We start from the raw sequence: 23,832 nt of genomic DNA, 5'->3' as shown, positions 1-23,832 counted from the left end.
TCGTGACTCCTCAGGGGATGCGTAGTGAAACTTGTTCTAGATAAACGGAAGCGGATACGCTCCCGCTGAACTGCACCAAGGAGGGGGCGCGAGTGACCGCAGAGGCCGCGCAGGAGACCGGGGCCGACCCGCTTCGAGCAGCACCCCCCACCGCCACCGAGGAACCCACCGAGGAACGGCCGCTGCGCATCGCGCTGCTCAGCTACAAGGGGAATCCGTTCTGCGGGGGCCAGGGCGTCTATGTGCGCCACCTCTCCCGCGAACTCGCCCGGCTCGGCCACACCGTCGAGGTCATCGGCGCCCAGCCGTACCCGGTGCTCGACGCCGGGGAGGGCGTCACCCTCACCGAGCTGCCCAGCCTGGACCTCTACCGCCAGCCCGACCCGTTCCGCACCCCCCGGCGGGAGGAGTACCGGGACTGGATCGACGCCCTGGAGGTCTCCACCATGTGGACCGGCGGCTTCCCCGAGCCGCTCACCTTCAGCCTGCGCGCCCGCCGCCATCTCGCGGCGCGCCCCGGCCAGTTCGACGTCGTCCACGACAATCAGACGCTGGGCTACGGGCTGCTGGGCCTGGAGAAGCTCGGCTTCCCGCTGGTGACCACCATCCACCACCCGATCACCGTCGACCGGCAGCTGGAGCTGGATGCCGCCGAGGGCTGGAAGCGCCGGTTCTCCGTACGCCGCTGGTACGGCTTCACCCGGATGCAGAAGCGGGTGGCCCGGCGGCTGCCCTCGGTGCTCACCGTCTCCGGCTCCTCCCGCCGGGAGATCGTGGAGGACCTCGGGGTGCGGCCGGACCGGATCCATGTGGTGCACATCGGCGCGGACACCGGCCTGTTCTCGCCCGACCCCGCCGTCCCGGAGACCCCCGGCCGCATCGTCACCACCTCCAGCGCCGATGTGCCGCTCAAGGGCCTGGTGTATCTGATCGAGGCGCTCGCCAAGGTCCGCACCAAGAACCCCGAGGCGCATCTGGTCGTCGTCGGCAAGCGGCCGGAGGAGGGGCCGGTGGCCGCCACCATGGCGCGCCACGGGCTCGAGGACGCCGTCGAGTTCGTCAAGGGCATCAGCGACGCCGAACTGGTGGACCTGGTGCGCGGCGCCCAGATCGCCTGTGTGCCCTCGCTGTACGAGGGGTTCTCGCTGCCCGCCGCCGAGGCCATGGCCACCGGCACCCCGCTGGTCGCCACCACCGGCGGCGCGATCCCCGAGGTCGCGGGGGCCGACGGCGAGACCTGTCTGGCCGTACCGCCCGGCGACGCCGACGCGCTCGCCGCGGCCCTGACCCGGCTGCTGGGCGACGCCGACCTCAGACGGCGGCTGGGCGCGGCGGGCCGGGAACGGGTGCTGCGGCGCTTCACCTGGGAGCAGGCCGCGCGCGGCACCGTCGAGCAGTACCGCCAGGCGATCGGAGCCGCCGCGCGGACCGCCGCCCGCCGCTGAGCCCCCGCCCCGTGCCCGACTCCTGCCTCTCCCCCCGACTCCCCCCGACCTCTCCCGCCTCACGAATCCGCCGGACGAAAGCAGACCCCCCGTGCTGACCGTCGATTTCTCCCGCTTCCCCCTCGCCCCCGGCGATCGCGTCCTCGACCTCGGCTGTGGCGCCGGACGGCACGCCTTCGAGTGCTACCGGCGCGGCGCCCAGGTCGTGGCGCTCGACCGCAACGGCGCGGAGATACGCGAGGTGGCCAAGTGGTTCGCCGCCATGAAGGAGGCCGGTGAGGCCCCGGCGGGCGCCACGGCCACCGCCATGGAGGGCGACGCCCTCGCCCTGCCGTTCCCCGACGACAGCTTCGACGTGGTCATCATCTCCGAGGTGATGGAGCACATACCCGACGACAAGGGCGTGCTCGCCGAGATGGTGCGGGTGCTTAAGGCCGGCGGCCGGATCGCCGTCACCGTGCCGCGCTACGGCCCGGAGAAGGTCTGCTGGGCGCTGTCGGACGCCTACCACGAGGTCGAGGGCGGCCATATCCGCATCTACCGCGCCGATGAGCTGCTGGAGCGGATGCGCGAGGCCGGACTGCGGCCGTACGGCACCCACCACGCCCATGCGCTGCACAGCCCCTACTGGTGGCTCAAGTGCGCCTTCGGGGTGGACAACGACAAGGCGCTGCCGGTGCGCGCGTACCACCGGCTGCTGGTGTGGGACATCATGAAGAAGCCGCTGGCCACGCGGCTCGCCGAGCGCGCCCTGAACCCCGTCATCGGCAAGAGTTTCGTGGCGTACGCGACCAAGCCCCACGCCCCGCGTGAGGACCGGGCGTGACGGCGCTCGGACCGCGCCCCGGCCCCCGCCCCGGCCCCCGCACCGAACGGCTCGCGCTGCCCGGGGTGCTCAGCCCCGAGCAGGTGCTGCGCACGGTGGAGGGCATCGCCGCCGTGCAGCGCGCGGACGGCGCCATACCGTGGTTCCGCGGCCACCACCTCGACCCCTGGGACCACATCGAGTCCGCGATGGCGCTGGACGCGGCGGGCGAGCACGAGCGCGCCACGGCCGCCTACCGCTGGCTGGCCCGGCACCAGAACCCCGACGGCTCCTGGTACGCGGCCTACCCCGACACCCCGGACGGCGTGGCCGCCACCGACCCCACCGACCGCGGCCGGGAGTCCAACTTCTGCGCCTACGTGGCGGTCGGCGCCTGGCACCACTACCTCTCCACGGGCGACGACGCCTTCCTCGACCAGATCTGGCCCACCGTCTTCGCCGCCGTCGAGTTCGTGCTCGGGCTCCAGCAGAGCGGCGGCCAGATCGGCTGGCGGCACCGCGCCGACGGCACCGTGGACTCCGACGCCCTGCTGACCGGCTCCTCCTCCGTCTACCAGGCGCTGCGCTGCGCGCTGGCCATCGCGGAGCACCGCGAGGAGCCCCAGCCCGACTGGGAGCTGTCGGCCGGGCTGCTCGGCCACGCCATACGCCACCACCCCGAGCGGTTCCTGGACAAGCACCGCTACTCGATGGACTGGTACTACCCGGTCCTCGGCGGCGCGGTCACCGGCGCCGCCGCCAAGGAGCGCATCGAGGAGGGCTGGGACCGCTTCGTGGTCCCCGGGCTCGGGGTGCGCTGTGTCTCGCCCAACCCCTGGGTCACCGGCGGCGAGAGCTGCGAACTGGCGCTCGCGCTCTGGGCGATGGGGGAGTCCGACCGCGCGGTGGACATCCTGCGGTGGATCCAGCCGACGCTGCGCGCCGAGGACGGCATGTACTGGACCGGCTACGTCTTCGAGGACGACGCGGTGTGGCCGGAGGAGCGGACGACGTGGACGGCCGGGTCGCTGCTGCTCGCCGTGGCGGCGCTGGGTGGTGACGAGGCGACGACGGCCGTCTTCGGCGGGGAGGGGCTGCCGCGGGGGTTGGACTCGGACTGCTGTGCGTAGGTGTGCTGTCCGGGTGGGGTGACGCCTGCGGCGGGCTGTTCCCCTCCCCGCCCCTTCCCACGACTGGGGCTCCGCCCCAGACCCCGGGGTAGTGCCCCGACCTGCCGTCGGTCGTCCGCGACGCCGTCGTGGCTGATCGCACAGTTCCCCGCGCCCCTTCGGGGCGCCCCCGGGGTCTGGGGCGGAGCCCCAGTTTCGGGAAGGGGCGGGGAGGGGAAAGACCCGCCGGACAGCGCCTAGCCGCGGCGGAGCCGCCCCGCGATGGCGTGGCCGATGAAGAGGTACACCACGGCCGGGAGGCCGTAGTTGAGGACGGTGCGGAGCCAGTCCGTGTCCATCGTGAAGAGGTCATGGGACCAGCCCGCAAGCCAGCTCGCCGCGTCATGGACCACCGTGACGAGGTCATTGGCCCGATTGGCGTCGAGCAGGGCGAACAGGATCCAGAGGCCGAGGATGACGGCCATGACGTCCGCGACGACCGCCACGACGGTCGCCGCCTGGTTGCTTCCGTGGCGATAACTTCGTGACATGCCTCACGTGTTGCCCTACGAAGCGAGGCCAAACCCAGCCCGACCGCACACCCGTACGAAGCGCTTCAGTCCGTGCTCAGCCCGCGCTTCGGCCCCCGCTTCAGCCCCCCAGCTCCGCCAACACCCGCAACGTCTCCACATCCGGCGCCACCGCCAGCAGATCCGTGATCGGCCCCTTGCGCCACAACTCCAGCCGCTCCGCGATCCGCTCCCGCGGCCCGACCAGCGAGATCTCATCGGCGAAGGCGTCCGGCACCGCCTCGATCGCCTCCGCGCGCCGGCCCGCCAGGAACAGCTCCTGCACCCGGCGCGCCTCGGCCTCGTAGCCGAAGCGGGCCATCAGATCGGCGTGGAAGTTCCGGGCCGCGTGGCCCATCCCGCCGATGTAGAAGCCGAGCATCGCCTTCACCGGCTTCAGCCCCTCCGCCACATCGGCGCACACCCGCACCTGTGTCATCGGCGCCACCATGAAGCCGTCCCGGGCGTCGGCCAGCGTCGCCTGGTAGAGCTCCGTACGCGACGGCGACCAGTACAGCGGCAGCCAGCCGTCGGCGATGCGCACGGTCTGGGCGATGTTCTTGGGTCCCTCCGCCCCGAGCAGCACCGGGAGGTCGGCGCGCAGCGGATGGACGATGGGCTTGAGGGGTTTGCCGAGGCCGGTGGCGTCCGGTCCGGCGTAGGGGTGCGGGTGGTAGCGCCCGTCCAGCCGCACCGGTGCCTCGCGGTTCAGCACCTGCCGGATGACCTCGACATACTCCCGGGTCGCCGTCAGCGGGCTCTTGGGGAACGGGCGTCCGTACCAGCCCTCGACCACCTGCGGTCCGGACAGCCCCAGCCCCAGCATCATCCGGCCGCCGGAGAGATGGTCCAGGGTGAGCGCCTGCATCGCGGTGGCGGTGGGGGTGCGGGCGGCCATCTGCGCGACCGCCGTGCCGAGCGCGATCCGGGTGGTGTGGGCGGCGAGCCAGGTGAGCGGGGTGAAGGCGTCCGAGCCCCAGGACTCGGCGGTCCACACCGAGTGATAGCCCAGCCGCTCCGCCTCCTGGGCGAGTTCCAGATGGTGGGGGTCGGGGCCGCGGCCCCAGTAGCCGAGCGCCAGACCGAGCCGCATGTCGAGCCCCCTCGTTCCGCCGGACAGGGTGGAGAACGGCGGCTGACGGCACGTCAGCCGCACACCGGCCGGACTGTACGGGCCGGGGCCGCACATGGCAACGGCCCCTCGCCCGAGCGTTACGGGCGAGGGGCCGTGGGTGCGTCATGCGACGCGCACGGTCACGTCATGCGACGCGCACGTGCGGGTCAGCCGCGCTGGATCCCCGTGGTGTCCTGGAGCACACCGCGGCGGCCGTCCTGCGTCTGGGCGACCAGCGCCTGACCGCGCTGCTCCACCGCGAGGTACCAGGTGCCGGGGGCCAGTTCGGCGATGGTGCTCGACGAGCCGTCCTCCGCGTACAGCGGACGGGCCACCGGGACCGCGAACCAGAACGGGGCGAAGTCCCCGCCACCCGCGGCCGGCGGGGTGGGGGCCGGAGCCTGCTGGCCGCCGAAGGACTGGCCGGGCTGCGGCTGACCGGGGCCGGGCTGGCCCGGCTGCGGGGTGCCGTACGGCGCGGGGGCGCCGGGCTGGGCACCGCCCGGACCGGGGTAGCCGTACCCCGGCTGCGGGCCCTGGGCGCCGTACGGGGTCGGGGCCGGGGCGGAGGCGTTCATCAGCGGGGCCTTGAGAGCCGGGACGCGCTGCGTGAGCAGCGCGACGGCCGCCATCGCCAGGGTGGCGATCAGGCCGAGGATCTGCCCGACGCCCTTGTCGACTCCGTCCGGGCCACCGATGATCGTCCACAGCGAGCTCCAGGCCGCGAAGACCGCGAGCGCCGAGCCCCACTGGTCGAGCGAGAGCCCGAAGAGGTTGCGGCCCGCGGGCTGGAAACGAGCGGAGACGATGAGCGCCGCGGCGATCAGACCGGCCAGGAAGATCGACGGCAGTACGGGGAAGAAGTCGGACTTCCATCCGTTCTCACCGGCGTCCTTGCAGAAGCTGCTACCGCCGCAGTCGACGGTGTAGAAGTCGAGGAAGGAGGCGATGAACAGCAACACCGCTGCTCCGATCACCACGCCGTCGCCTCGAGTGAGCGAGCGGATGTTCAACGTGAGGTCCTTTGTCGGTTTCGTCTGTACGAGCGCTGCCGCCAGGCGCGATAGCGCGAAGGCGTCGGGGGTGGGCCCCATCGTACGGGTGAATCCAGCCGCGGAGGCCGGGGGTGTCCCATCGGTATCCCGGTCGTGACCTCCCGTTCGGTTGTGGAAGCCCTACTCGTTCAAGAAGTCCGTAATGCCCTGCGCGATACCGCGCGCCGCGCGCTCCCGCCACGCCGTATCGGTGAGTTCGGCGGCGTCCTGGGAGTCGCGCATATTGCCGCACTCGATGAACACCTTGGGAACGGTGGAGAGGTTGAGCCCGCCCAGGTCGCCCCGGACGTCCAACCCGCTGCCGTCGCCGATGTACTGCGCGGGCTCGCTGCCGGTGGCCTTGGCGAAATCGCCGCGCAGCCGCTCGCCGAGCCGGCGGGAGGGCGCGGTGATGGCGGAGGTGTCCGCGCCGCCGCCGCGTACGGACTTGGGCAGGATCACATGGAAGCCGCGCTCCCCGGCGGCCGCGCCGTCCGCGTGCACGGAGACCACGGCGTCGGCGTGGGCCTTGTTGCCGATCTCGGCGCGCTCGTCCACGCACGGGCCGTACGGCCGGTCGCCGTCCTGGGTGAACCGCACCGTGGCGCCGCGCGCTTCGAGCAGGGTACGGGCGCGGCGCGCCACATCGAGGGTGAAGGAGGCCTCGGGGTAGCCGGAGTTGGTGGCCGTGCCCGTGGTGTCGCACTCCTTCTTCTCGGTGCCGATGTCCACGAGCCGGGCGATCCGCGAGGGGTGGTCGCGGTTGTGCGGATTGTGGCCGGGGTCGATCACCACGACCTTGCCCTCGAGGGGCTTCCCGGGCGCTCCGGGCTTTCCGGGCTTTCCGGGCTCCCCGGATGAGGCGGACGGGGCGGGCGGGGCGGACGTGCCGGACGACGGGGGCGGCGGCGAGGACGTGGAGGAGGTCGTGGGCCCGCCCATCCCGCCCGCCCCGCCCGCCCCGTCGTCCTTCGAACCGCCCAGGGAACTCCACAGCAGCCAGCCGACGAAGCAGGTCGGTATCAGCGCCACCAGGACGATGGCGAGGGTGCCGCGGCGACGACCGGGCTCTGGAGGAAAGCTGCCGTAGGACACGCGGGCGATGGTAGCGGCCCGCCCGCTGCCCCTCGGGCGCCGGGCGGGTCGCGACCCGGCGGGCCCGGCCGCCCAGCCCTCGGCGGCCGCGCCGCCTCATCCGGGTCGCCTCGACGCGCCGCCGCGCCGCCTCGTCCGGGTCGCCTCGGCCGGGGCGGGCGCCGCACTTTGTCACCGGGCATGGCGGCCGCCGGCCTTCCGGCAGGCCCCGGCCGCGCGGGCGCGCTCGCCGCGGATGCCTCAGCGGGGACGGGGCGTCGGGCGCCGCCTGCCACCGGAGACGGGCGGCGGCGGGACAAGCCGGGCGCCCCGGTCGCGTGGTCGCGATCAGGCGGGGCGCCCTCGCGATCAGGCAGGCGGGGAACCCGCTGTGCGGCGCAGGACGCGGAGTGAGCGGGTGGCGGAGACCTCGGTGAATGCGCCGGAGGCGAGCGCGCGGCGGTAGATCCGGTACGGCGCCTGGCCGCCGTCGGCCGGGTCGGGGAAGACGTCGTGGATCACCAGCAGCCCGTCCGGCGCGATATGCGGCGCCCAGCCCTCGTAGTCGGCGCTCGCGTGCTCGTCGGTGTGGCCGCCGTCGATGAACACCAGCCCGACCGGCTTCCCCCACACCGCCGCGACCCGCGGGGACCGCCCGACCACGGCGATGACGTGGTCCTCGAGGCCCGCCCGGTGGAGGGTGCGGCGGAACGTGGGCAGCGTGTCCATCCGCCCCACCTCGGGGTCGACCACCTCCGGGTCGTGGTACTCCCAGCCCGGCTGCTGCTCCTCGGAGCCCCGGTGGTGGTCGACGGTCACGGCGACCGTCCCGGCCGCGCGGGCGGCGTCGGCCAGCAGGATCGTGGAGCGCCCGCAGTACGTGCCGACCTCCACCAGCGGCAGCCCCGGCGCCGCCGCCCGCACGGCCGCGGCGTACAGGGCGAGCCCCTCGTCCAGCGGCATGAAGCCCTTCGCCGCCTCGAAGGCGTCGAGCACGGTGCGATCGGGGGCCGCGGGCGCGGCGGCGGCAGCAGGCTGAGTCACCCGCTCATCCTGCCGCACCGCCACCGGCCCGCGGCGCCCGGGGCCACGGCCCGCGGCCACGGCCCCGTGACGGGTGCCCACCGGGAGGTACCAGGCGAGTCGGAGGCAGCCACGACGGCGCCGCGGTCGGCCGACGACGCATCGCGACACACCCACGCGACACCTCCAGCGGAGTGCCTAAGCAGGTCGGAGGAAGTCCACTACGGTTCGGGCAGCGCCCCGAAGGGGCGCGGGGCTGTGTCGATATGCGGCTCCGCCGCGCGGGCGCGACCAGCCACGATGCGGCCGCAGACGCACGACGGCATCTCGTGGCACTTCCCGCGGAGCGCCTAGGTCTCGCGCCCTACCCAAATGCGCGGAAATGCCGATGCGTATGACGGGTTCCGGATGCGAGCATCGCCGTCATGTCCACCCCAGCGCCCCTCCCCTCGGAAACCGCGGCCGCCGCCCGGGCCCCGCGCACCTCGCCCCCCATGTGGGCGGTCCTGCTGGCCGCCTGCGCCGGACAGTTCCTGGTGGTGCTCGACATATCGGTGGTGAACGTCGCGCTGCCGTCGATGCGTAACGACCTGGGACTCGGCGAGACCGCGCTGCAATGGGTGGTGAACGCCTACGCGCTCACCTTCGCCGGGTTCCTGATGCTCGGAGGGCGCGCGGCCGACCTCTTCGGGCGCAAACGGGTCTTCCTCGCCGGGCTCGGGCTGTTCACCGCGGCCAGCCTCGCCGGTGGCGTCGCCCAGCAGCCCTGGCAGCTGATCGCCGCCCGCGCCCTTCAGGGCATCGGCGCGGCCGTGCTCTCCCCGGCCACCCTCACCATCCTCACCACCACCTTCCCGACCGGCTCGGCCCGCAACCGGGCCATCGGCACCTGGACCGCGGTCGGCGCCGGCGGGGGCGCGGCGGGTGCGCTGGTCGGCGGTGTGCTCACCGAGTACCTGTCCTGGCGCTGGGTGCTGCTGGTCAATGTGCCGGTGGGCATCGTGGTGCTGGTGGCCGCGGCGGTGTGGCTGGCCGAGGGCCGCTCCGGGACGGCGCGGCGGCTCGACGCACCGGGCGCTGTGCTGGTCACGGCGGGCGTCGCGGCGCTCGCGTACGGCATCGTGCAGACCGAACCGCACGGCTGGACCGCCGCCGCCTCGCTCGGCCCCCTGCTCGCCGGGCTCGTGCTGCTCGCGGTGTTCCTGGCCGTCGAGGCGCGGACCGAGGAGCCGCTGATGCCGCTGCGGCTGTTCCGCATCCGGGCGGTGTCGGCGGCGAACGCGGTGATGGTGGTGTGCGGCGGCGGCATGTTCGCCATGTGGTACTTCATGACGCTCTACCTCCAGAACGTGCTCCACTACAGCCCGGTCAAGGCCGGTCTCGCCTTCCTCCCGCACAGCCTGTCGATCGTCCTCGGCTCGAAGCTCGCGCCCCGGCTGATGGCCCGGGTGGACGGAAAGCTGCTCGCGATCGCGGGCGGTTCGCTGGCCGTCGTCGGCTACGCGTGGCAGAGCCGGATGGGCGCCGACGGCACCTATGTGGGGACGGTCCTGGGCCCCGCGATCATCATGTCGCTCGGGAGCGGGCTGATGATGACCCCGCTCGCCGCCTCCGCCACCTCCGGCGCCGCCCCCTCCGAGGCGGGGCTGGTGTCCGGGCTGGTCAACACCTCACGGCAGCTCGGCGGCGCGCTCGGCCTGACCGTGCTGGCCACGGTCGCGGCCGAGCGGATCACGGCGCACGGCGGGGGCGGGCCGGAGGCGCTCGCGGCCGGGTACGGCCGCGCCTTCGTCGTGGCCACCGGGATCATCGCGACGGCGGTGGTGCTGATGGCCGTGCTGCTGCCGCGTACGCCCGCGGTCGCGGTCGCCCGCGGCTCCTCGTAACCGCCTTACAGCCAGCCGTTCTGGCGGGCGGCGCGGACGGCCTCCATGCGGTTGCGGGTCTGGGTCTTGCCGATGGCCGAGGAGAGATAGTTGCGCACGGTGGCGGGGGAGAGGTGCACCTTGGCCGCGATGTCCGCGACCGTCGCCCCGTCCACCGCCGCCGAGAGCACATCGCGCTCGCGCTGGGTCAGCGGGTTGGGGCCCGCGCTGAGGGCGGCGGCGGCCAGGCCCGGGTCGATCACGCGCTCACCTGCCAGCACCCGGCGGATCGCCACGGCCAACTCCTCCACCGGGCCGTCCTTGACCAGGAACCCGGCCGCCCCCGCCTCCATCGCCCGGCGCAGATAGCCGGGGCGGCCGAAGGTGGTGAGGATCAGCACCTGGCACTCCGGCAGTGCCTCGCGCAGCGCGGCGGCCGCGTCCAGACCGCTGCGGCCGGGCAGTTCGATGTCGAGCAGCGCGACATCGGGCCGGGTCTCCAGGGCCCGGGGGACGATCTCGTCCCCGTTCCCGAGCTGCGCGACGATCTCGAAGTCGTCCTCCAGCCCGAGCAGCAGGGCGAGCGCGCCGCGCATCATCCCCTGGTCCTCGGCGAGCAGGAGCTTGATCATGCCTGTCGCATCCCGCACGCCCTGCACGCCCTTCGCGCCCTTCACATCCTTCGCGTCCTCCGCCTCGTTCACGCCGTCCGGGCCCCCTCGACCTCGGCCTCCACCACGTCCTCCGTATCCACCGGCAGTTCGGCGACGAGCCGGAAGCCCCGGCGCCCGGCGGGGCCGGACTCCAGCGAGCCGCCCGCCGTGGCCAGCCGCTCTGCCAGCCCCTTGAGCCCCGTACCGCCGATCGCCGTACCGCCGGTCCTCGGGCTGCCAGTCTTCGGGCTGCCGGTCTTGGGACCGCCGTCCGCGTTCGTACCGGTGGCACGGGAGCCTACGCCGCCGCCCCCGTCGTCCGTGATCTCCAGCCGTACCCGGTCCATGCCGCTCCGCACCTGGATCTCGCACCGGACCGCCCCGCTGTGCCGCACCACATTGGTGACGCCCTCGCGGACCACCCACCCCAGCAGCGCCTCGGTCTGCGGGGCCAGCGGTGGCCCCTCGCGCCGCACGACGGCCTCGATACCGGCGGCGTCCAGCGCCGAGCGGGCCCGGTCCAGCTCGGTGGCCAGGCTGCCCTCGCGATAGCCGGTCACGGCCTCGCGGATCTCGGTGAGCGCCTGCCGTCCCACCGCCTCGATGTCCGCGGCCTGCCCCAGCGCGGCCTCCAGGTTCTTGGGGGCGAGCCGGCGCACCGCCTCCGCCTTGACCACGACGACCGACATGGTGTGGCCGAGCAGATCGTGCAGATCGCGGGAGAACCGCAGCCGCTCCTTCTCCACCGCCGTACGGGCCAGCTCCTGGCGCGTCGCGCGGAGCTGGGCCACGGTCTCGAAGAGCGACAGGATGGCCGCCGTCACCAGGCCGGACAGCATGGTGCCGTAGGAGACCGTGAGCGAGTCCGAGGGGCCGCCGCGGAGCCCGGCGATGACTCCCGCGGAGACGGACAGGGTGATGATGACGGGCCCCAGCTTCCGCCTCCCCCCGCGCAGCACGATCCCGGAGGCCAGCGACAGCAGCGGGAAGCACAGCAGCCAGTTCCCGGCGTAGCCGATGCCCAGCGCATAGGTGACCGCCGCCAGCCCGGCGAGCGCCAGGAGCGGGGTCCTGGTGTGGCGGCGGCGCTCGTCGAGGGCGGTGAAGACGGTGGTGAGGTAGAGCGCCATGAAGGCCGCCACCCCCGCGCCGCCGAGCCAGGGCAACGGCGTCTTCCCCTTGAAGAGCGCCTGTACGTCCCCCGTGAGCATGAAGAGCCAGGGCACGAAGGCCCGGCGGCCCGGTGGCTTGAGGCGCTCGATGCGCTCGGCGGTGGCATACATGCGTCCGACCTTACGGATCCCCGTATGAGCTGGGCAGATGCGGATGTCGGGGGATGGCCGTGACATTTGTCCCGGGGCCTACGGCGCCCCGGCCAACCGTCACCTGACGGCCCGTCAGCACGCGTCGTCCACACCCTTCCCCCTTCGGGGCGATTGGGCTATACAGGGTGCCATCGGCTAGAACGCGTTCTACATGTCCACACGGACGACGTGACCCTGCCGACCAGCGACGACCCCGGCACGGCCGACGGTGCGGACGGGCGGGCCGGGGTCTTCGGACCGTGGCCCAGCGAGCGGACCAAGGAGTGGTGTCGCCCCATGCCCATCGATGTCGCGAAGGCCGTCTCGGCCGAACCCCGGAGCACGGCTCTCATCTGGGGACAGAAGGACATCCAGCTCTACCACCTGGGCATCGGCGCCGGAATCCCCGCCACCGACCCCCAGGAGCTCCGCTACACCCTGGAGAGCAAGCTCCATGTGCTGCCCAGCTTCGCGACCGTCGCGGGCGGCGGGATGGCGGTCGCCGGGGGCATGGCCGCACCCGGCATCGACGTCGACCTCGCCGCCGTCCTGCACGGCGGCCAGACCGTCGAACTGCACCGGCCCATCCCGCTCGGCGGGGACGCCACCCAGACCTCCAAGGTCGCCGCCGTCTACGACAAGGGCAAGGCGGCGGTCATCGTGCTGCGCTCCGACGTGGCCGACGCGGACGGCCCGCTGTGGACCTGCGACACCCGGATCTTCGTCCGGGGCGAGGGCGGCTTCGGCGGTGAGCGCGGCCCCTCCGACCGCCTGGAGCCCCCGGCCCGCGAACCGGACCGCACCGTGGAGCGGGCCATCCGCGAGGACCAGGCGCTGCTCTACCGGCTCTCCGGGGACTGGAACCCGCTCCACGCCGACCCCGAGTTCGCCAAGCTGGCGGGGTTCGAGAAGCCCATCCTGCACGGGCTGTGCTCGTACGGGATGGTGCTCAAGGCGGTCGTGGACACGGCGCTGGACGGGGAGGTGGCCCGGGTGCGCTCGTACACCACCCGCTTCGCCGGGGTCGCGTATCCGGGCGAGACCCTGCGCGTCCGGATGTGGCAGGACGAGGGGCGCGTCCAGGTGACGGCGACCGCCGTCGAGCGGGACGACGCACCGGTCCTCACCGACACCATCGTCGAACACACCTGAGACCACGCACACCTGAGACCACGCACACCTGAGACCACGGACACCTGAGACCACGGACACCTGAGACCACGGACACCTGAGACCACGGACACCTGAGACCACGGACACCTGAGACAACGCACGCTCGAGACAACGCACCCTCGAGAACACGCACGCTCGACATCACGAGGAGCCGCTGTGCGCGCAGCCGTACTGCACGAGACGGGACAGGACAAGCTCGAAGTCCTCGACGACATCGAGGCGGTGGGCTTCGGCCCCGGCAAGGTCCGGCTGCGGCTGAAGGCCACCGGGCTGTGCCACTCCGACCTCTCCGCGATGGCCGGGGTGCTGCCGCAGCCCGCGCCGTTCGTCCCCGGCCACGAGGGCGCGGGCGAGATCCTCGACGTGGGCGACGGGGTGACCGGGCTGAGCGCCGGCGACCGGGTGCTGGTGTGCTGGCTGCCCGCGTGCGGCGGCTGTCCGGCCTGTCAGCGCGGTCAGACCGAGCTGTGCCTGACCGGGTTCATGAACGCCGGAACCCCCAACTTCCGCCGCCCGGGCGGCAGTCCGGAGGACGTCTTCGGCATGTCCGGGACCGGCACCTTCGCCGAGGAGATCGTCCTGGCCGCGCCCTGCGCCGTGCCGATCCCCGACGACGTCCCGTACGACATCGCGGCGCTCATCGGCTGCGGGGTGACCACCGGGCTCGGGGCCGTCTTCAACACCGCCCGGGTGGAGGCCGGTTCCTCGGTCGCGGTCATCGGCTGCGGCGGGGTGGGCATCAGCGTCATCCAGGGGGCGAGGGCGTCGGGCGCGGCGCAGATCGTCGCCGTCGACCCCGTGGAGTCGCGGCGCGAGGCCGCGCTGCGCTTCGGCGCCACCGAGGCGGTGGCCCCGGACGGTCTCGACACCGCCAAGAACAGCGTCACGGCGGGCGAGGGCTTCGACTACGTCTTCGAGGTCGTGGGCCGCTCCGCCACCGCCCGCCGGGCGTACGAGATCACCCGGCGCGGCGGCACGCTGTGCGTGGTCGGCGCCGGGGCGCTGGACGACTTCCTCCAGCTCAACATGTTCGAGCTGTTCTTCGACGAGAAGCGGATCCTGCCCTCGCTGTACGGCGGCGGCGATGTGCTCCGCTCCTACCGGCGCACCATCGACCTGTGGCGGGCGGGCCGGATCGACCTCGAAGGGCTGATCACCCACCGGGTGCGGCTCGGCGAGATCAACGACGCGATCGGCCAGATGCGGACCGGGGAGGCGCTGCGCACATGCATCGAGATGTGACCGGCCCGCTGACCGGGAAGACCGCGATCGTCACCGGCGCCGGGCGCGGCCTCGGCCGTGCCGAGGCCCTGGAGCTGGCGCGGCTGGGCGCCAGTGTCGTCGTCAACGACTACGGGCAGGGCGGACGCGACGGCAGCGGCGAGGCATCGGCGGGCCCCGCCGAACAGGTCGCCGAGGAGATCCGCGCGGCCGGTGGCCGGGCCACCGCCCACGCGGGCGACGTGGCCGACTTCGCGCAGGCGGGCGAGCTGGTCCGGCTCGCGATCGACACCTACGGCGCGCTGGACATCCTGGTCAACAATGCGGGCATCCTGCGCGACCGGATGGTCTTCTCGATGAGCGAGGACGAGTGGGACTCGGTGATCCGGGTCCATCTCAAGGGCCACTTCAACACCATCCGCTTCGCCGCCGCGCACTGGCGCGAGCGGTCCAAGGCGGCGGACGGCGGCTCGGTGCACGGCCGGATCGTCAACACCTCCTCCGAGGCGTTCCTCGCCGGTTCGCCGGGCCAGCCGAACTACGCGGCGGCCAAGGGCGGCATCGTCGGGCTCACCACCTCCACGGCGGCGGCCCTCGCCAAGTACGGGGTGACGGCCAACGCCATCTGCCCGCGCGCCCGCACCCGGATGACCGAGGACGTCTTCGCCGACTTCGAGGTCCCGGAGGACGGCCGCCTCGACGCACTCGCCCCCGAACACGTGGCCCCGCTGGTCGGCTATCTCGCCTCACCGGCCGCGGCGAAGGTGAACGGCCAGGTGTTCGTGGTGCACGGCGGCATGCTGGCGATCCTGGAGCGGCCGAAGGTGGCGGCGAAGGTGGACGCGAAGGGGGACGCCTTCGGCTTCGAGGAGCTGGACGCGGCGCTGACGCCGTACTTCGCGGAGCGGGGAGGGGAGGGCTTCGCGGCGGTGGAGGTGCTGGGGCTCAAGCGGGGGTGAGGTGCCGCCGACCGGGGGCATCCCGCGATCGCGGGACGCCCCCGGGGCCGGGGTACCTACGGTCTTGGGGTCTTGGGGCCTTGGGGTCTTGACGGTCGTCAGGAGCCGTTCTCGTTCGGGCGACGGTGGCGGCCGTGGACCGGTGCCTGGGTCTCCTCGGACGCGGCCTGCCCCCGGTGCTTGCCCTGAGCGCCATCGGTCTGGGCCGCGGCGGCGTCCTGCGGGCGCGCGTGGGTCGTGTCGATGTGGGTTTCGGACATGGTGGGTACGTCACCCCGTCAGATCGCTTTGTACTGTGCGAAAGGGGCTGACCACGATGTCGCACGACGTGCCATGCGCATCACCCGAGGCGTCCCACGTGTGAACGCAGGGATGCGCAGCCCCTGACTCAGTCTAACCAAGTGGGTGATCTCGGACCCATCGGGGTGGCCGCGGCCGGGGTGGCCGAGCGAGCGGCGCCTGCTGTAGCGGTACGGGCCGCAGGGCGGGGGTCAGACCGGCCCCGGGAGCGGGCTCCGGCTCGGGCCCCATCTCCTGCTCGACCCCGGCCCACGACCCGGTCCCACCCCACGGCTCGACCCCGGACCCGCACTCGGGCTCGGGCACCCGCTCATGCACGGGCAGCGGCGTCGGCTCGTGTGCGGGCATTTCGTGTACGGGCGGTGGCGTCGGCTCGTGTGCGGGCAGCGGCACCGGCTGGTGTACGGGCATCGGCGCCCGCGCCCGTAGCGGCGTCGGCTCGGGCGCCCGGGACGGCATCGGCGCCGGCGCTGGCTCTGGCGTCGGCCCGAACGCTCGCACGGGGGCGGACGCGCCGGGCCCGCCGACCCGGGTCCACGGTGTGATCCTGGTCGCGATCCCGGCCGCGGGCGCCGTCGCCCGCGACGCCTGAACGCCCCGTGCCTCGGCCGGAACCGGGCCGGACGCCCGTGTCACCCCCGCGATCGGCCGCGCCCCGGCCGCGTCGTCCGGCCCCCACGGCGCCGCCGCCTCGTCCGGCCGCCACAGTGCCTCCGCCGTCCCGGCCGTGGCCGGGCCGGACGGCTCCGCCACCGGGCCTGAGGGCTCGGATACCCTCGCCACCGGCGCGGTCCGCCGGGCCCCCGCCGTGTCGTCCCGCCGCCACAGGGCCTCCGGCGTCCGGGCCGGGGTCGGGCCGGATACCTCCGCCATCTGGCCGGACGGCTGGGGCACCGGTGTCACCCGCGCGGTCCGCCGTGCCCCGGTCGCGTCGTCCGGCCCCCACGGCCCCGCCGCCTCGTCCGGCCCCCACGGCCCCGCCGTGTCGTCCGGCCCCCACGGCCCCGCCGTGTCGTCCCGCCGCCACGACCCCGTCGGGGCGTCGGGTCTCCATCGCGCCTCCGCCGTCCCCAACGACCCCGTCCCGAACGACCCCACCCCTGACGGCTCCGGCGCCGCGTGGCTCGTGGCACCGCTCGTCCACAAGCCGCCCGACAGCCTCGGCGCCGAGCCAGTGGCCCCCGCCGCCCCGGACGGGCGCACCCGGGCCAGCCCGCAGGGCACCTGGGAGGTGACGTACGGCAGGCGCAGTTCGCCGTCCCTCGTCCACAGGCCCGCGCCCGGGAGCCAGCCCTCCGGGGCCGGGAACTCGCGCAGCCGCCGCTCCGCCGGGCGCCATACGCCCACCCACGGCCGCCCGGCCCCGGCCCCGGCCCCGGATCCGCCCCGTCCGTCGATGCGGAAGGCCACCGCGCACACCTCGGGCGTCAGCACCTGCCCCGGCTGCACCGCGAACGGCGTGGCCTCCGACCACCCCGCGGGCCGCAGACAGTCCGGGAACCGCACCGGCCGGGTGCTGCCCAGCACGCCCCAGCCCAGCCGCTGCTCACCGGGCGCGTCGGACCGTACGAGCAGCAGACCGCTGTCGGGGTCGGCGAGCAGCAGCCGGTCGTCGCTGCGCTCGGTGATCTGGAGCAGCGGGCTGGTCTCGCCGCCGCGCCGCAGATCGACCACGACGGTCTTCGTACGACCGTCGAGTTCGCGGTCCAGAGCGAGCAGCCGGCCCGTACGGTCCAGCCAACTGCCGCCCGTACACCGGCCGGGCACCTCGGCCAGGTGCTGGGGGGCGAGGACGCCGCCGCCGAACAGCAGCCAGACGGAGGTGGACCGCGCCCCGCGCCCCAGCGCGAACGCGCACAGGCCGCCGGGCGGGGGCGGCAGCAGCGAGACCTCGGCGCGGTCGATGCCGCCGAGCGGGCGCTCGCCGGTGCCGGGGCCGGTCGGGTAGAGCAGCGAGAAGGCGTGGTGGCCGGCCACCCGGCGGTGGATGAGCACCTGCCCGTCGGCCAGCGGCAGCAACTCGCTGTCCGGCTCCTCGGGCTGGGCGGCGGGCAGCGGTACGGCGTAGGGCTCCGGGCCGTCCAGCGTCCAGCGCTCGGGGTACCAGCAGCCCGCCTCCCCGCCGAGCGCGAGCCGCGCGCCGTACGAGCGGTCCGAGGCGATGGTGAAACCCCCTCGTGGCCGGTCGCCGACGCCCCCGGTGAGGGCGGTGTCGAAGGCACAGGCAGTCATCGGTCACTCACCTCCGGCCACTGAACGTAGTTTTCGCACTTCCTGCCGAAGGCCGTAATGGGCGCGCTCCACCCGTAAGTGTGGCTCTCGCCCGATTCGCCTGAGAGGTCGGGGGTGAATGTGCTGTAAGCGACGCGGGGATGGTTGGTGATGAAAGTTCTGTGATTAAAGTAAGGCACACCTAAGTGCGATCGGCGCGCCCGGGACAACGGGCGCGCCCAGCTATCCCTGGAGCTCCGTCATGTCCCTGCGCGTCCGCGGCAGTGCCGCCCTCGCCCTCGCCCTGGCCGGGGCGCTCTCCCTCACCGCCTGTGGAGCGTCGGACGACGGCGCGGACGGCGGCGAGCGCAACGGCGGGGGCGGGAAGTCCGTCGCCCAGGGCGGCAAGGACTTCGGCAAGGCGGCCGAGGAGACCGCGAAGCTGGGCACGGACGCGAAGCCCGGCGCGTTCCCCCGCACCATCACCCACGCGATGGGCAAGACCGAGCTCAAGAGCAAGCCGAAGCGGGTCGTGGTGCTCGACGTCGGAGAGCTCGACAACGTGGTCTCGCTGGGGCTGAAGCCGGTCGGCTACGCCCCCTCCGAGGGCGACCAGGCCATACCCGACTACCTCAAGAAGGACGCCGGGAACCCGAAGAACGTCGGCACCATCAACAACCTCAACCTCGAGGCCATCAACGCCCTCCACCCCGATCTGATCCTCGGCAGCAAGCTGCGCGCCGAGCCGCTCTACGACGAGCTGAAGCAGATCGCCCCGACCGTCTTCTCCATCCGCCCCGGCTTCACCTGGAAGGAGAACTACCGCCTCAACGCCGCGGCCCTGGACCGCACCGCCGAGGCCGAGCGCTCCCTCGACGCGTACGAGAAGAAGGCCGAGAAGCTGGGCGAGGACATCGGCGCCGACAAGCCGACGATCACCATGCTCCGCTTCATGCCGCAGGCCACCCGGCTCTACGCCAAGGCGTCCTTCATCGGCACCATCCTCCAGGACGTCGGTCTGCCGCGCCCGAAGAACCAGCAGGTCAACGATCTCGCCGCGGAGATCGGCCCGGAGCGGATCAACGAGGCCGACGCCGACTGGATCTTCACCGGTGTCTACGGCGACCCCAAGGCCACCAAGCGCGACCAGGCGCAGTCCAATCCGCTGTGGAAGAAGCTGACGGCGGTCAAGGCGGGCCGGGCGAAGAATGTCGATGAGGAGACCTGGTACCTGGGTCTCGGCGTCACCGCAGCCGACCGGGTCCTGGACGACCTGCGCGGCTACCTCGTCCACTGATCCGCGGCCACGGCGACCGATCCGCGACGACGGCGACTGCTCCGCTACTTCGTCCACTGGTCCGCGGCCACGGCGGCCGGGCGTCGCGGAGGTCGCGCTGAGTGAAGGCCGGGGCAGGGCTCACCCGTGATCCGGGAGGTAGCCTTGCCCCGTGCCCGCACTCAACGACGTCCTCACCGCGCTCGACGCCCTCTGGCCGCCCGAGCGGGCGGAGCAGTGGGACGCCGTCGGCACGGTGTGCGGTGACCCCGATGCCCAGGTCACCCGCGTGCTGTTCGCCGTCGACCCGGTCCAGGAAGTGGCCGACGAGGCGGTGGACCTCGGCGCCGATCTGCTGATCACCCACCATCCGCTCTATCTGCGGGGGACCACCACGGTCGCCGCTTCCACCTTCAAGGGCCGGGTGGTGCACACGCTGATCAAGAACGACATCGCCCTGCATGTCGCGCACACCAACGCCGACACCGCCGACCCCGGCGTCTCCGACGCCCTCGCCGGCGCGCTCGACCTGCGGATCGTCGGTCCGCTGGTGCCCGACGCCACCGACCCCGAGGGCCGCCGCGGACTGGGCCGGATCTGCGAGCTCGACCACCCCGAGACGCTGCGGGAGTTCGCCGGGCGCGCCGCCGCCCGGCTGCCCGCCACCGCGCAGGGCGTCCGCGCTGCGGGCGACCCGGACCGCACCGTCCGCCGGGTGGCCGTCAGCGGCGGCTCAGGCGACAGCCTCTTCGACGCGGTGCGCGCGGCCGGGGTCGACGCGTTCCTCACCGCCGATCTGCGCCACCACCCGTCGTCGGAGGCGCGGGAGCACAGCGATCTCGCCCTGCTGGACGCCGCGCACTGGGCCACCGAATGGCCCTGGACCGAGCAGGCCGCGGCCCAGCTGGACGAGATTTCCGACCGGCACGGATGGGGTCTGCGGACGCATGTCTCCCGTATCGTGACCGACCCCTGGACGGCCCACGCCGCGGCCCCCGCCGCCCCTCGCTCGACTCCCTGACCTCGTTTCCTCCCCAACTCGACTCCCCTGGAGCCCCACGCTGAATGCCGCGCCCGCCGATCAGATCCGCCTCCTCGACGTCCAGGCGCTCGACGTCCGGCTGTCGCAGCTCGCGCACAAGCGCAAGACGCTGCCCGAGCACGCCGAGATCGAGAGGCTGAACGCCGATCACACCCAGCTGCGCGACCTGCTGATCGCCGCGCAGACCGAGGAGAGCGACACCGCCCGCGAACAGACCAAGGCGGAGCAGGACGTGGAGCAGGTGCGCCAGCGCGCCGCCCGCGACCAGAAGCGCCTGGACTCCGGGGCCGTCACCTCGCCGAAGGACCTGGAGAACCTCCAGCACGAGATCGCCTCCCTCGCCAAGCGCCAGGGCGACCTGGAGGACGTCGTCCTGGAGGTCATGGAGCGGCGGGAGTCCATTCAGGAGCGGGCCGCCGAGCTGACCGAGCGGGTGGAGTCCCTCCAGTCCAAGATCGCTGACGCCACCTCGCGCCGGGACGCGGCGGCCGAGGGGATCGACGCCGAGATCGCGACCGTCACCAAGGAGCGCGAGGTGATCGCCGGGACCATCCCCGCCGATCTGCTGAAGCTCTACGACAAGCTGCGCGAGCAGCAGGGCGGCGTCGGCGCGGCCCGGCTCTACCAGCGCAGCTGCGACGGCTGCCGCCAGGAGCTCGCCATCACCGAGCTCAACGAGGTGCGCTCGGCCGCCCCCGACACGGTGCTGCGCTGCGAGAACTGCCGCCGGATCCTGGTCCGTACGCCCGAGTCGGGGCTGTAGCCCGATGGCGCGGCGCTTCATCGTCGAGGCGGACGGCGGGTCCCGGGGCAACCCCGGGCCGGCCGGCTACGGCGCCCTCGTGCGCGACGCCGAGACCGGTGAGACGCTCGCCGAGGTGGCCGAGTACCTCGGCACCGCGACCAACAACGTGGCCGAGTACAAGGGCCTGATCGCCGGGTTGCGGGCGGCGTACGCCCTGGACCCGGCGGCCGAGGTCCGGGTGCGGATGGACTCCAAGCTGGTCATCGAGCAGATGTCGGGCCGCTGGAAGATCAAGCACCCCGATATGCGGCCGCTCGCCGCCGAGGCCAAGGGGCTCGCCCCGCCCGGCCGGGTGACGTACGAGTGGATCCCGCGCGAGAACAACAAGCACGCGGACCGGCTCGCCAACGAGGCCATGGACGCGGGCAAGCGGGGCGAGCGGTGGCAGCCGAAGGTGCCGCCCGGCGGCACGCTGGCGCCGGGCGCGCCGGAGGCCGCCGCGCCCGCCGCCGACACCCTCGCCGAGCCCGCCGCCACGGGGGCCGCCCCGGCGGTGGGCTGGGGCTCGGCGGATCTGGGCACCCCCGCCACGTTCGTCCTGCTCCGGCACGGCGAGACCCCGCTCACCCCCGAGAAGCGCTTCTCCGGCAGCGGCGGCACCGACCCCGCACTCTCCGACGTGGGCCGCCACCAGGCCGAGCGGGTGGCGGCGGCGCTCGCCGCACGCGGCACCATCCAGGCCGTCGTCGCCTCACCGTTGCGGCGCTGCCGGGAGACCGCCGAGGTGGTGGCCCGGCGCCTGGGCCTGGACGTCCGCGTAGAAGAGGGGCTGCGGGAGACGGACTTCGGCGACTGGGAGGGCCTGACCTTCGCGGAGGTCAAGGAGCGCTACCCGGACGACCTGGACGCATGGCTGGCCTCCACGGAGGTGGCCCCCACCGGCGGCGGCGAGAGCTTCGCGGCGGTCACCCACCGGGTCGCGCTCGCCCGCGACAAGCTGATCGCCCGCTACCCGGGCCGTACGGTGCTGCTGGTCACGCATGTGACCCCGATCAAGACCCTGGTCCGGCTGGCCCTGGGCGCCCCGCCGGAGTCCCTGTTCCGCATGGAGCTCTCGGCGGCCTCGCTGACGGCGGTGGCGTACTACGGGGACGGGAACGCGTCGTTGCGGCTGCTGAACGAGACGGCGCATCTGCGGTAGGGCCTGCCGACTGCGGTAGGGGCTGACCGCGTCACCGCCGCAGCGCCGCCGCCTCCCGGGCCAGGGACTCGACCCGGGCCCAGTCGCCCGCTTCCAGCGCGTCCGGCGGCAGCATCCAAGTGCCGCCCACGCAGCCGACGTTGGGGAGGGAGAGATACCCGAGGGCGTTCGAGGCGTTGACCCCGCCCGTCGGGCAGAAGCGGGCCCGGGGGAGCGGCGAGGCGAGCGCCTTCAGATACGCGGTGCCCCCGGCGGCCTCCGCCGGGAAGAACTTCATCTCCTCGACCCCGCGCTCCAGCAGCGCCACGACCTCCGAGGTGGTCGAGACCCCCGGCAGATACGGCAGCCCGGACGCGTCCAGCGCCCCCAGCAGCCGGTCCGTCCAGCCGGGCGTGACCAGGAAGCGCGACCCGGCGGCGACGGCCGTCTCCACCTGCTCCGGGGTCAGGACCGTGCCGGCGCCGACGACGGCGCCCGGGACCTCGTCGGCGATCGCCCGGATCGCGTCCGCGGCGGCGGGCGTCCGGAACGTCACCTCGATCGCGGGCAGCCCGCCCGCCACCAGCGCACGGGCCATCGGCACCGCGTCGGCCACGTCGTGGACGATGACCACGGGGATGACGGGGGCGAGGTCGAGCAGCGAGGAATCCGGAGAGTCCGGGGAGTCCGGGGAGTCCGGAGAGTCCGGGGAGTCCGGGGAACCGGGGGAGGGCGGGGTGCTAGTCACGACGCCCATCCTGCCTGCGGTGCGGCGCAGTACGCAATGGTGGTTGCGCATGTCGCAACGCGGGCCGACCCCCACCGGGCTCGAGCCCGAGCCCGAGTCCCAGCCCGAGCCCGCGCCCAAGTACCCACCTACAGCTCCGTCACCACCACATCCACCCCCCACGCCCGGCCGGCCCGCTCCGGTGGCGCGGCCTCCACCACGTACCCGAGCCCGCGCAGCGCCTCCACCAGCTCGCCGGGGCCGTCCGGTTCGGCGCCCGCGGTCAGCAGGTCCCGTACCATCCGGCCCTTCGTGGCCTTGTTGAAGTGGCTGACGACGGACCGCTTCTCGACCCCGTTCACGATCTTCGACTGGAGCACCCGCACCGTCGCCGTCCGCTCGGCCAGCGCCCCCTTGGGCTTCCACGCCGCCGCGTACGCCGCCGAGCGCAGGTCCAGCACCAGCCCGTCCCCGGCGGCCTCCGGAAGCACCTCGGCCATCGGGGTCCGGGTCCGCCAGTACGTGCCGAGGGCGCCGAGCCCCGGGAGCTTCACGCCCATCGAGCAGCGGTAGGAGGGGATGCGGTCGTCGATCCGTACGGCACCCCACAGCCCGGAGAACACCAGCAGCGACCGCTTGGCCCGGCGGCGGGCGGGGGCAGGCAGCGTGGCCAGGCCGAGCGCGTCGTACAGCACACCGGTGTAGATCTCCCCGGCGGGCCGCGCCGCGGCCTCCCGCAGCGCCGCGTTCTTGGCGATCTCGCCGCGCAGCCCCTCGCTGAGCCCCAGCGCCTCCGCGGCCTTCCCCTCGTCGCCCGAGCAGAGCGACACCAGCGTGTCCAGCACCTCCGCCCGTGCCTCGCCCAGGCCCGGAAGCGACAGCGATCCCGGGTCCAGCGGGGACCCGGAGCCTCCTGTGGCCTTTCCCTCGGACGGGGGCAGCAGCACGAGCACGGTCTCTCCTCGAAGGTCGAATGGTCGTCGGCGACGGGGCGCGGGGGGGG

The 23,832-nt window shown here is 73.6% G+C and carries 22 protein-coding genes; 11 read left to right on the top strand and 11 right to left on the bottom strand.

The window, feature by feature from the left end; translation table 11 throughout:
• Positions 1-92 precede the first annotated feature (92 nt).
• The 3 genes from ACT2CW_RS40145 to ACT2CW_RS40135 all read left to right on the top strand — a co-directional run bounded on the left by ACT2CW_RS40145 (position 93) and on the right by ACT2CW_RS40135 (position 3,380).
• On the top strand, positions 93-1,445 hold the full coding sequence (locus ACT2CW_RS40145) for a glycosyltransferase family 4 protein (protein WP_445520156.1): 1,353 nt from the start codon (positions 93-95) through the stop codon (positions 1,443-1,445).
• A 91-nt stretch (positions 1,446-1,536) separates the two neighbouring features.
• Positions 1,537-2,271 (top strand): methyltransferase domain-containing protein, encoded by a 735-nt coding sequence (locus ACT2CW_RS40140; protein ID WP_445520155.1) that lies wholly within the window; start codon positions 1,537-1,539, stop codon positions 2,269-2,271.
• A complete protein-coding gene (locus ACT2CW_RS40135; protein ID WP_432045307.1) occupies positions 2,268-3,380 on the top strand; it encodes a prenyltransferase in 1,113 nt (370 codons plus the stop codon). Before ACT2CW_RS40140 ends, ACT2CW_RS40135 begins: the two co-directional genes overlap by 4 nt.
• 236 nt (positions 3,381-3,616) lie before the next feature.
• Here ACT2CW_RS40135 and ACT2CW_RS40130 read toward each other — a convergent pair whose 3' ends face one another.
• From ACT2CW_RS40130 to ACT2CW_RS40110, 5 genes are all read right to left on the bottom strand, one after another.
• Positions 3,617-3,910 carry a hypothetical protein gene (locus tag ACT2CW_RS40130; RefSeq protein WP_037947102.1) on the bottom strand — a complete coding sequence of 98 codons (294 nt, stop codon included), beginning with the start codon at positions 3,908-3,910 and terminating at the stop codon, positions 3,617-3,619.
• A 100-nt stretch (positions 3,911-4,010) separates the two neighbouring features.
• The gene (locus ACT2CW_RS40125; protein ID WP_445520154.1) at positions 4,011-5,021 is read right to left on the bottom strand and encodes an LLM class F420-dependent oxidoreductase; all 1,011 of its coding nucleotides are present in this window, start codon (positions 5,019-5,021) and stop codon (positions 4,011-4,013) included.
• A gap of 188 nt (positions 5,022-5,209) precedes the next feature.
• Entirely contained in the window at positions 5,210-6,055 is an 846-nt protein-coding gene (locus tag ACT2CW_RS40120; RefSeq protein WP_166483690.1) for a DUF5336 domain-containing protein, read from the bottom strand.
• 162 nt (positions 6,056-6,217) lie between these two features.
• On the bottom strand, positions 6,218-7,171 hold the full coding sequence (locus ACT2CW_RS40115) for an N-acetylmuramoyl-L-alanine amidase (RefSeq protein ID WP_445520153.1): 954 nt from the start codon (positions 7,169-7,171) through the stop codon (positions 6,218-6,220).
• Between the two features lie 348 nt (positions 7,172-7,519).
• Positions 7,520-8,194: a class I SAM-dependent methyltransferase gene (locus tag ACT2CW_RS40110; protein ID WP_182470617.1), complete on the bottom strand. Its 675-nt coding sequence runs from the start codon at positions 8,192-8,194 to the stop codon at positions 7,520-7,522.
• Positions 8,195-8,598: 404 nt separating this feature from the next.
• On the opposite strand from ACT2CW_RS40110, the gene ACT2CW_RS40105 reads away from it, so the two are divergent.
• Positions 8,599-10,059: an MFS transporter gene (locus tag ACT2CW_RS40105; protein ID WP_414085186.1), complete on the top strand. Its 1,461-nt coding sequence runs from the start codon at positions 8,599-8,601 to the stop codon at positions 10,057-10,059.
• A gap of 5 nt (positions 10,060-10,064) precedes the next feature.
• Here ACT2CW_RS40105 and ACT2CW_RS40100 read toward each other — a convergent pair whose 3' ends face one another.
• Together ACT2CW_RS40100 and ACT2CW_RS40095 are read right to left on the bottom strand one after the other, a co-directional pair.
• A complete protein-coding gene (locus ACT2CW_RS40100) occupies positions 10,065-10,670 on the bottom strand; it encodes a response regulator transcription factor (RefSeq protein WP_044582015.1) in 606 nt (201 codons plus the stop codon).
• 68 nt (positions 10,671-10,738) lie between these two features.
• Entirely contained in the window at positions 10,739-11,974 is a 1,236-nt protein-coding gene (locus tag ACT2CW_RS40095) for a sensor histidine kinase (protein ID WP_445520152.1), read from the bottom strand.
• A 318-nt stretch (positions 11,975-12,292) separates the two neighbouring features.
• On the opposite strand from ACT2CW_RS40095, the gene ACT2CW_RS40090 reads away from it, so the two are divergent.
• The 3 genes from ACT2CW_RS40090 to ACT2CW_RS40080 all read left to right on the top strand — a co-directional run bounded on the left by ACT2CW_RS40090 (position 12,293) and on the right by ACT2CW_RS40080 (position 15,348).
• Positions 12,293-13,147 carry a MaoC/PaaZ C-terminal domain-containing protein gene (locus ACT2CW_RS40090; protein ID WP_210947432.1) on the top strand — a complete coding sequence of 285 codons (855 nt, stop codon included), beginning with the start codon at positions 12,293-12,295 and terminating at the stop codon, positions 13,145-13,147.
• 177 nt (positions 13,148-13,324) lie between these two features.
• The gene (locus ACT2CW_RS40085) at positions 13,325-14,410 is read left to right on the top strand and encodes a Zn-dependent alcohol dehydrogenase (protein ID WP_445520151.1); all 1,086 of its coding nucleotides are present in this window, start codon (positions 13,325-13,327) and stop codon (positions 14,408-14,410) included.
• On the top strand, positions 14,407-15,348 hold the full coding sequence (locus ACT2CW_RS40080; protein WP_445520268.1) for a 3-oxoacyl-ACP reductase: 942 nt from the start codon (positions 14,407-14,409) through the stop codon (positions 15,346-15,348). The genes ACT2CW_RS40085 and ACT2CW_RS40080 overlap by 4 nt, the downstream gene beginning before the upstream one ends.
• A gap of 98 nt (positions 15,349-15,446) precedes the next feature.
• Here ACT2CW_RS40080 and ACT2CW_RS40075 read toward each other — a convergent pair whose 3' ends face one another.
• Positions 15,447-15,608 carry a hypothetical protein gene (locus tag ACT2CW_RS40075; protein ID WP_445520150.1) on the bottom strand — a complete coding sequence of 54 codons (162 nt, stop codon included), beginning with the start codon at positions 15,606-15,608 and terminating at the stop codon, positions 15,447-15,449.
• A 133-nt stretch (positions 15,609-15,741) separates the two neighbouring features.
• Positions 15,742-17,880: a hypothetical protein gene (locus tag ACT2CW_RS40070; RefSeq protein WP_445520149.1), complete on the bottom strand. Its 2,139-nt coding sequence runs from the start codon at positions 17,878-17,880 to the stop codon at positions 15,742-15,744.
• A 241-nt stretch (positions 17,881-18,121) separates the two neighbouring features.
• Here ACT2CW_RS40070 and ACT2CW_RS40065 point away from each other — a divergent pair, with 241 nt between their 5' ends.
• From ACT2CW_RS40065 to ACT2CW_RS40050, 4 genes are all read left to right on the top strand, one after another.
• On the top strand, positions 18,122-19,156 hold the full coding sequence (locus ACT2CW_RS40065) for an ABC transporter substrate-binding protein (protein WP_445520148.1): 1,035 nt from the start codon (positions 18,122-18,124) through the stop codon (positions 19,154-19,156).
• Between the two features lie 151 nt (positions 19,157-19,307).
• Complete coding sequence (locus ACT2CW_RS40060; protein WP_445520147.1) at positions 19,308-20,156, top strand: Nif3-like dinuclear metal center hexameric protein; 849 nt, start codon at positions 19,308-19,310, stop codon at positions 20,154-20,156.
• Between the two features lie 40 nt (positions 20,157-20,196).
• Positions 20,197-20,940 carry a zinc ribbon domain-containing protein gene (locus ACT2CW_RS40055; RefSeq protein ID WP_445520267.1) on the top strand — a complete coding sequence of 248 codons (744 nt, stop codon included), beginning with the start codon at positions 20,197-20,199 and terminating at the stop codon, positions 20,938-20,940.
• Positions 20,941-20,944: 4 nt separating this feature from the next.
• Positions 20,945-22,123 (top strand): bifunctional RNase H/acid phosphatase, encoded by a 1,179-nt coding sequence (locus tag ACT2CW_RS40050; protein WP_445520146.1) that lies wholly within the window; start codon positions 20,945-20,947, stop codon positions 22,121-22,123.
• Positions 22,124-22,154: 31 nt separating this feature from the next.
• Here ACT2CW_RS40050 and eda read toward each other — a convergent pair whose 3' ends face one another.
• Entirely contained in the window at positions 22,155-22,859 is a 705-nt protein-coding gene (gene eda / locus ACT2CW_RS40045; protein WP_445520145.1) for a bifunctional 4-hydroxy-2-oxoglutarate aldolase/2-dehydro-3-deoxy-phosphogluconate aldolase, read from the bottom strand.
• Positions 22,860-22,978: 119 nt separating this feature from the next.
• The gene (yaaA, locus tag ACT2CW_RS40040; RefSeq protein ID WP_445520144.1) at positions 22,979-23,782 is read right to left on the bottom strand and encodes a peroxide stress protein YaaA; all 804 of its coding nucleotides are present in this window, start codon (positions 23,780-23,782) and stop codon (positions 22,979-22,981) included.
• Positions 23,783-23,832 lie beyond the last annotated feature (50 nt).

It is taken from the genome of Streptomyces sp. NEAU-174, assembly GCF_052665095.1.
Note: the sequence above shows the minus strand (reverse complement) of the source record. Positions and strands in the feature narration are given on the sequence as shown.

Bases quoted from the DNA above. Each gene is read 5' to 3' on its own strand.
- ACT2CW_RS40130 (WP_037947102.1), bottom strand. From the start codon at position 3,910: ATGTCACGAAGTTATCGCCACGGAAGCAACCAGGCGGCGACCGTCGTG.
- ACT2CW_RS40125 (WP_445520154.1), bottom strand. From the start codon at position 5,021: ATGCGGCTCGGTCTGGCGCTCGGCTACTGGGGCCGCGGCCCCGACCCC.
- ACT2CW_RS40105 (WP_414085186.1), top strand. From the start codon at position 8,599: ATGTCCACCCCAGCGCCCCTCCCCTCGGAAACCGCGGCCGCCGCCCGG.
- ACT2CW_RS40100 (WP_044582015.1), bottom strand. From the start codon at position 10,670: ATGATCAAGCTCCTGCTCGCCGAGGACCAGGGGATGATGCGCGGCGCG.
- ACT2CW_RS40095 (WP_445520152.1), bottom strand. From the start codon at position 11,974: ATGTATGCCACCGCCGAGCGCATCGAGCGCCTCAAGCCACCGGGCCGC.
- ACT2CW_RS40090 (WP_210947432.1), top strand. From the start codon at position 12,293: ATGCCCATCGATGTCGCGAAGGCCGTCTCGGCCGAACCCCGGAGCACG.
- ACT2CW_RS40075 (WP_445520150.1), bottom strand. From the start codon at position 15,608: ATGTCCGAAACCCACATCGACACGACCCACGCGCGCCCGCAGGACGCC.
- ACT2CW_RS40070 (WP_445520149.1), bottom strand. From the start codon at position 17,880: ATGACTGCCTGTGCCTTCGACACCGCCCTCACCGGGGGCGTCGGCGAC.
- ACT2CW_RS40065 (WP_445520148.1), top strand. From the start codon at position 18,122: ATGTCCCTGCGCGTCCGCGGCAGTGCCGCCCTCGCCCTCGCCCTGGCC.
- ACT2CW_RS40050 (WP_445520146.1), top strand. From the start codon at position 20,945: ATGGCGCGGCGCTTCATCGTCGAGGCGGACGGCGGGTCCCGGGGCAAC.
- eda (WP_445520145.1), bottom strand. From the start codon at position 22,859: ATGGGCGTCGTGACTAGCACCCCGCCCTCCCCCGGTTCCCCGGACTCC.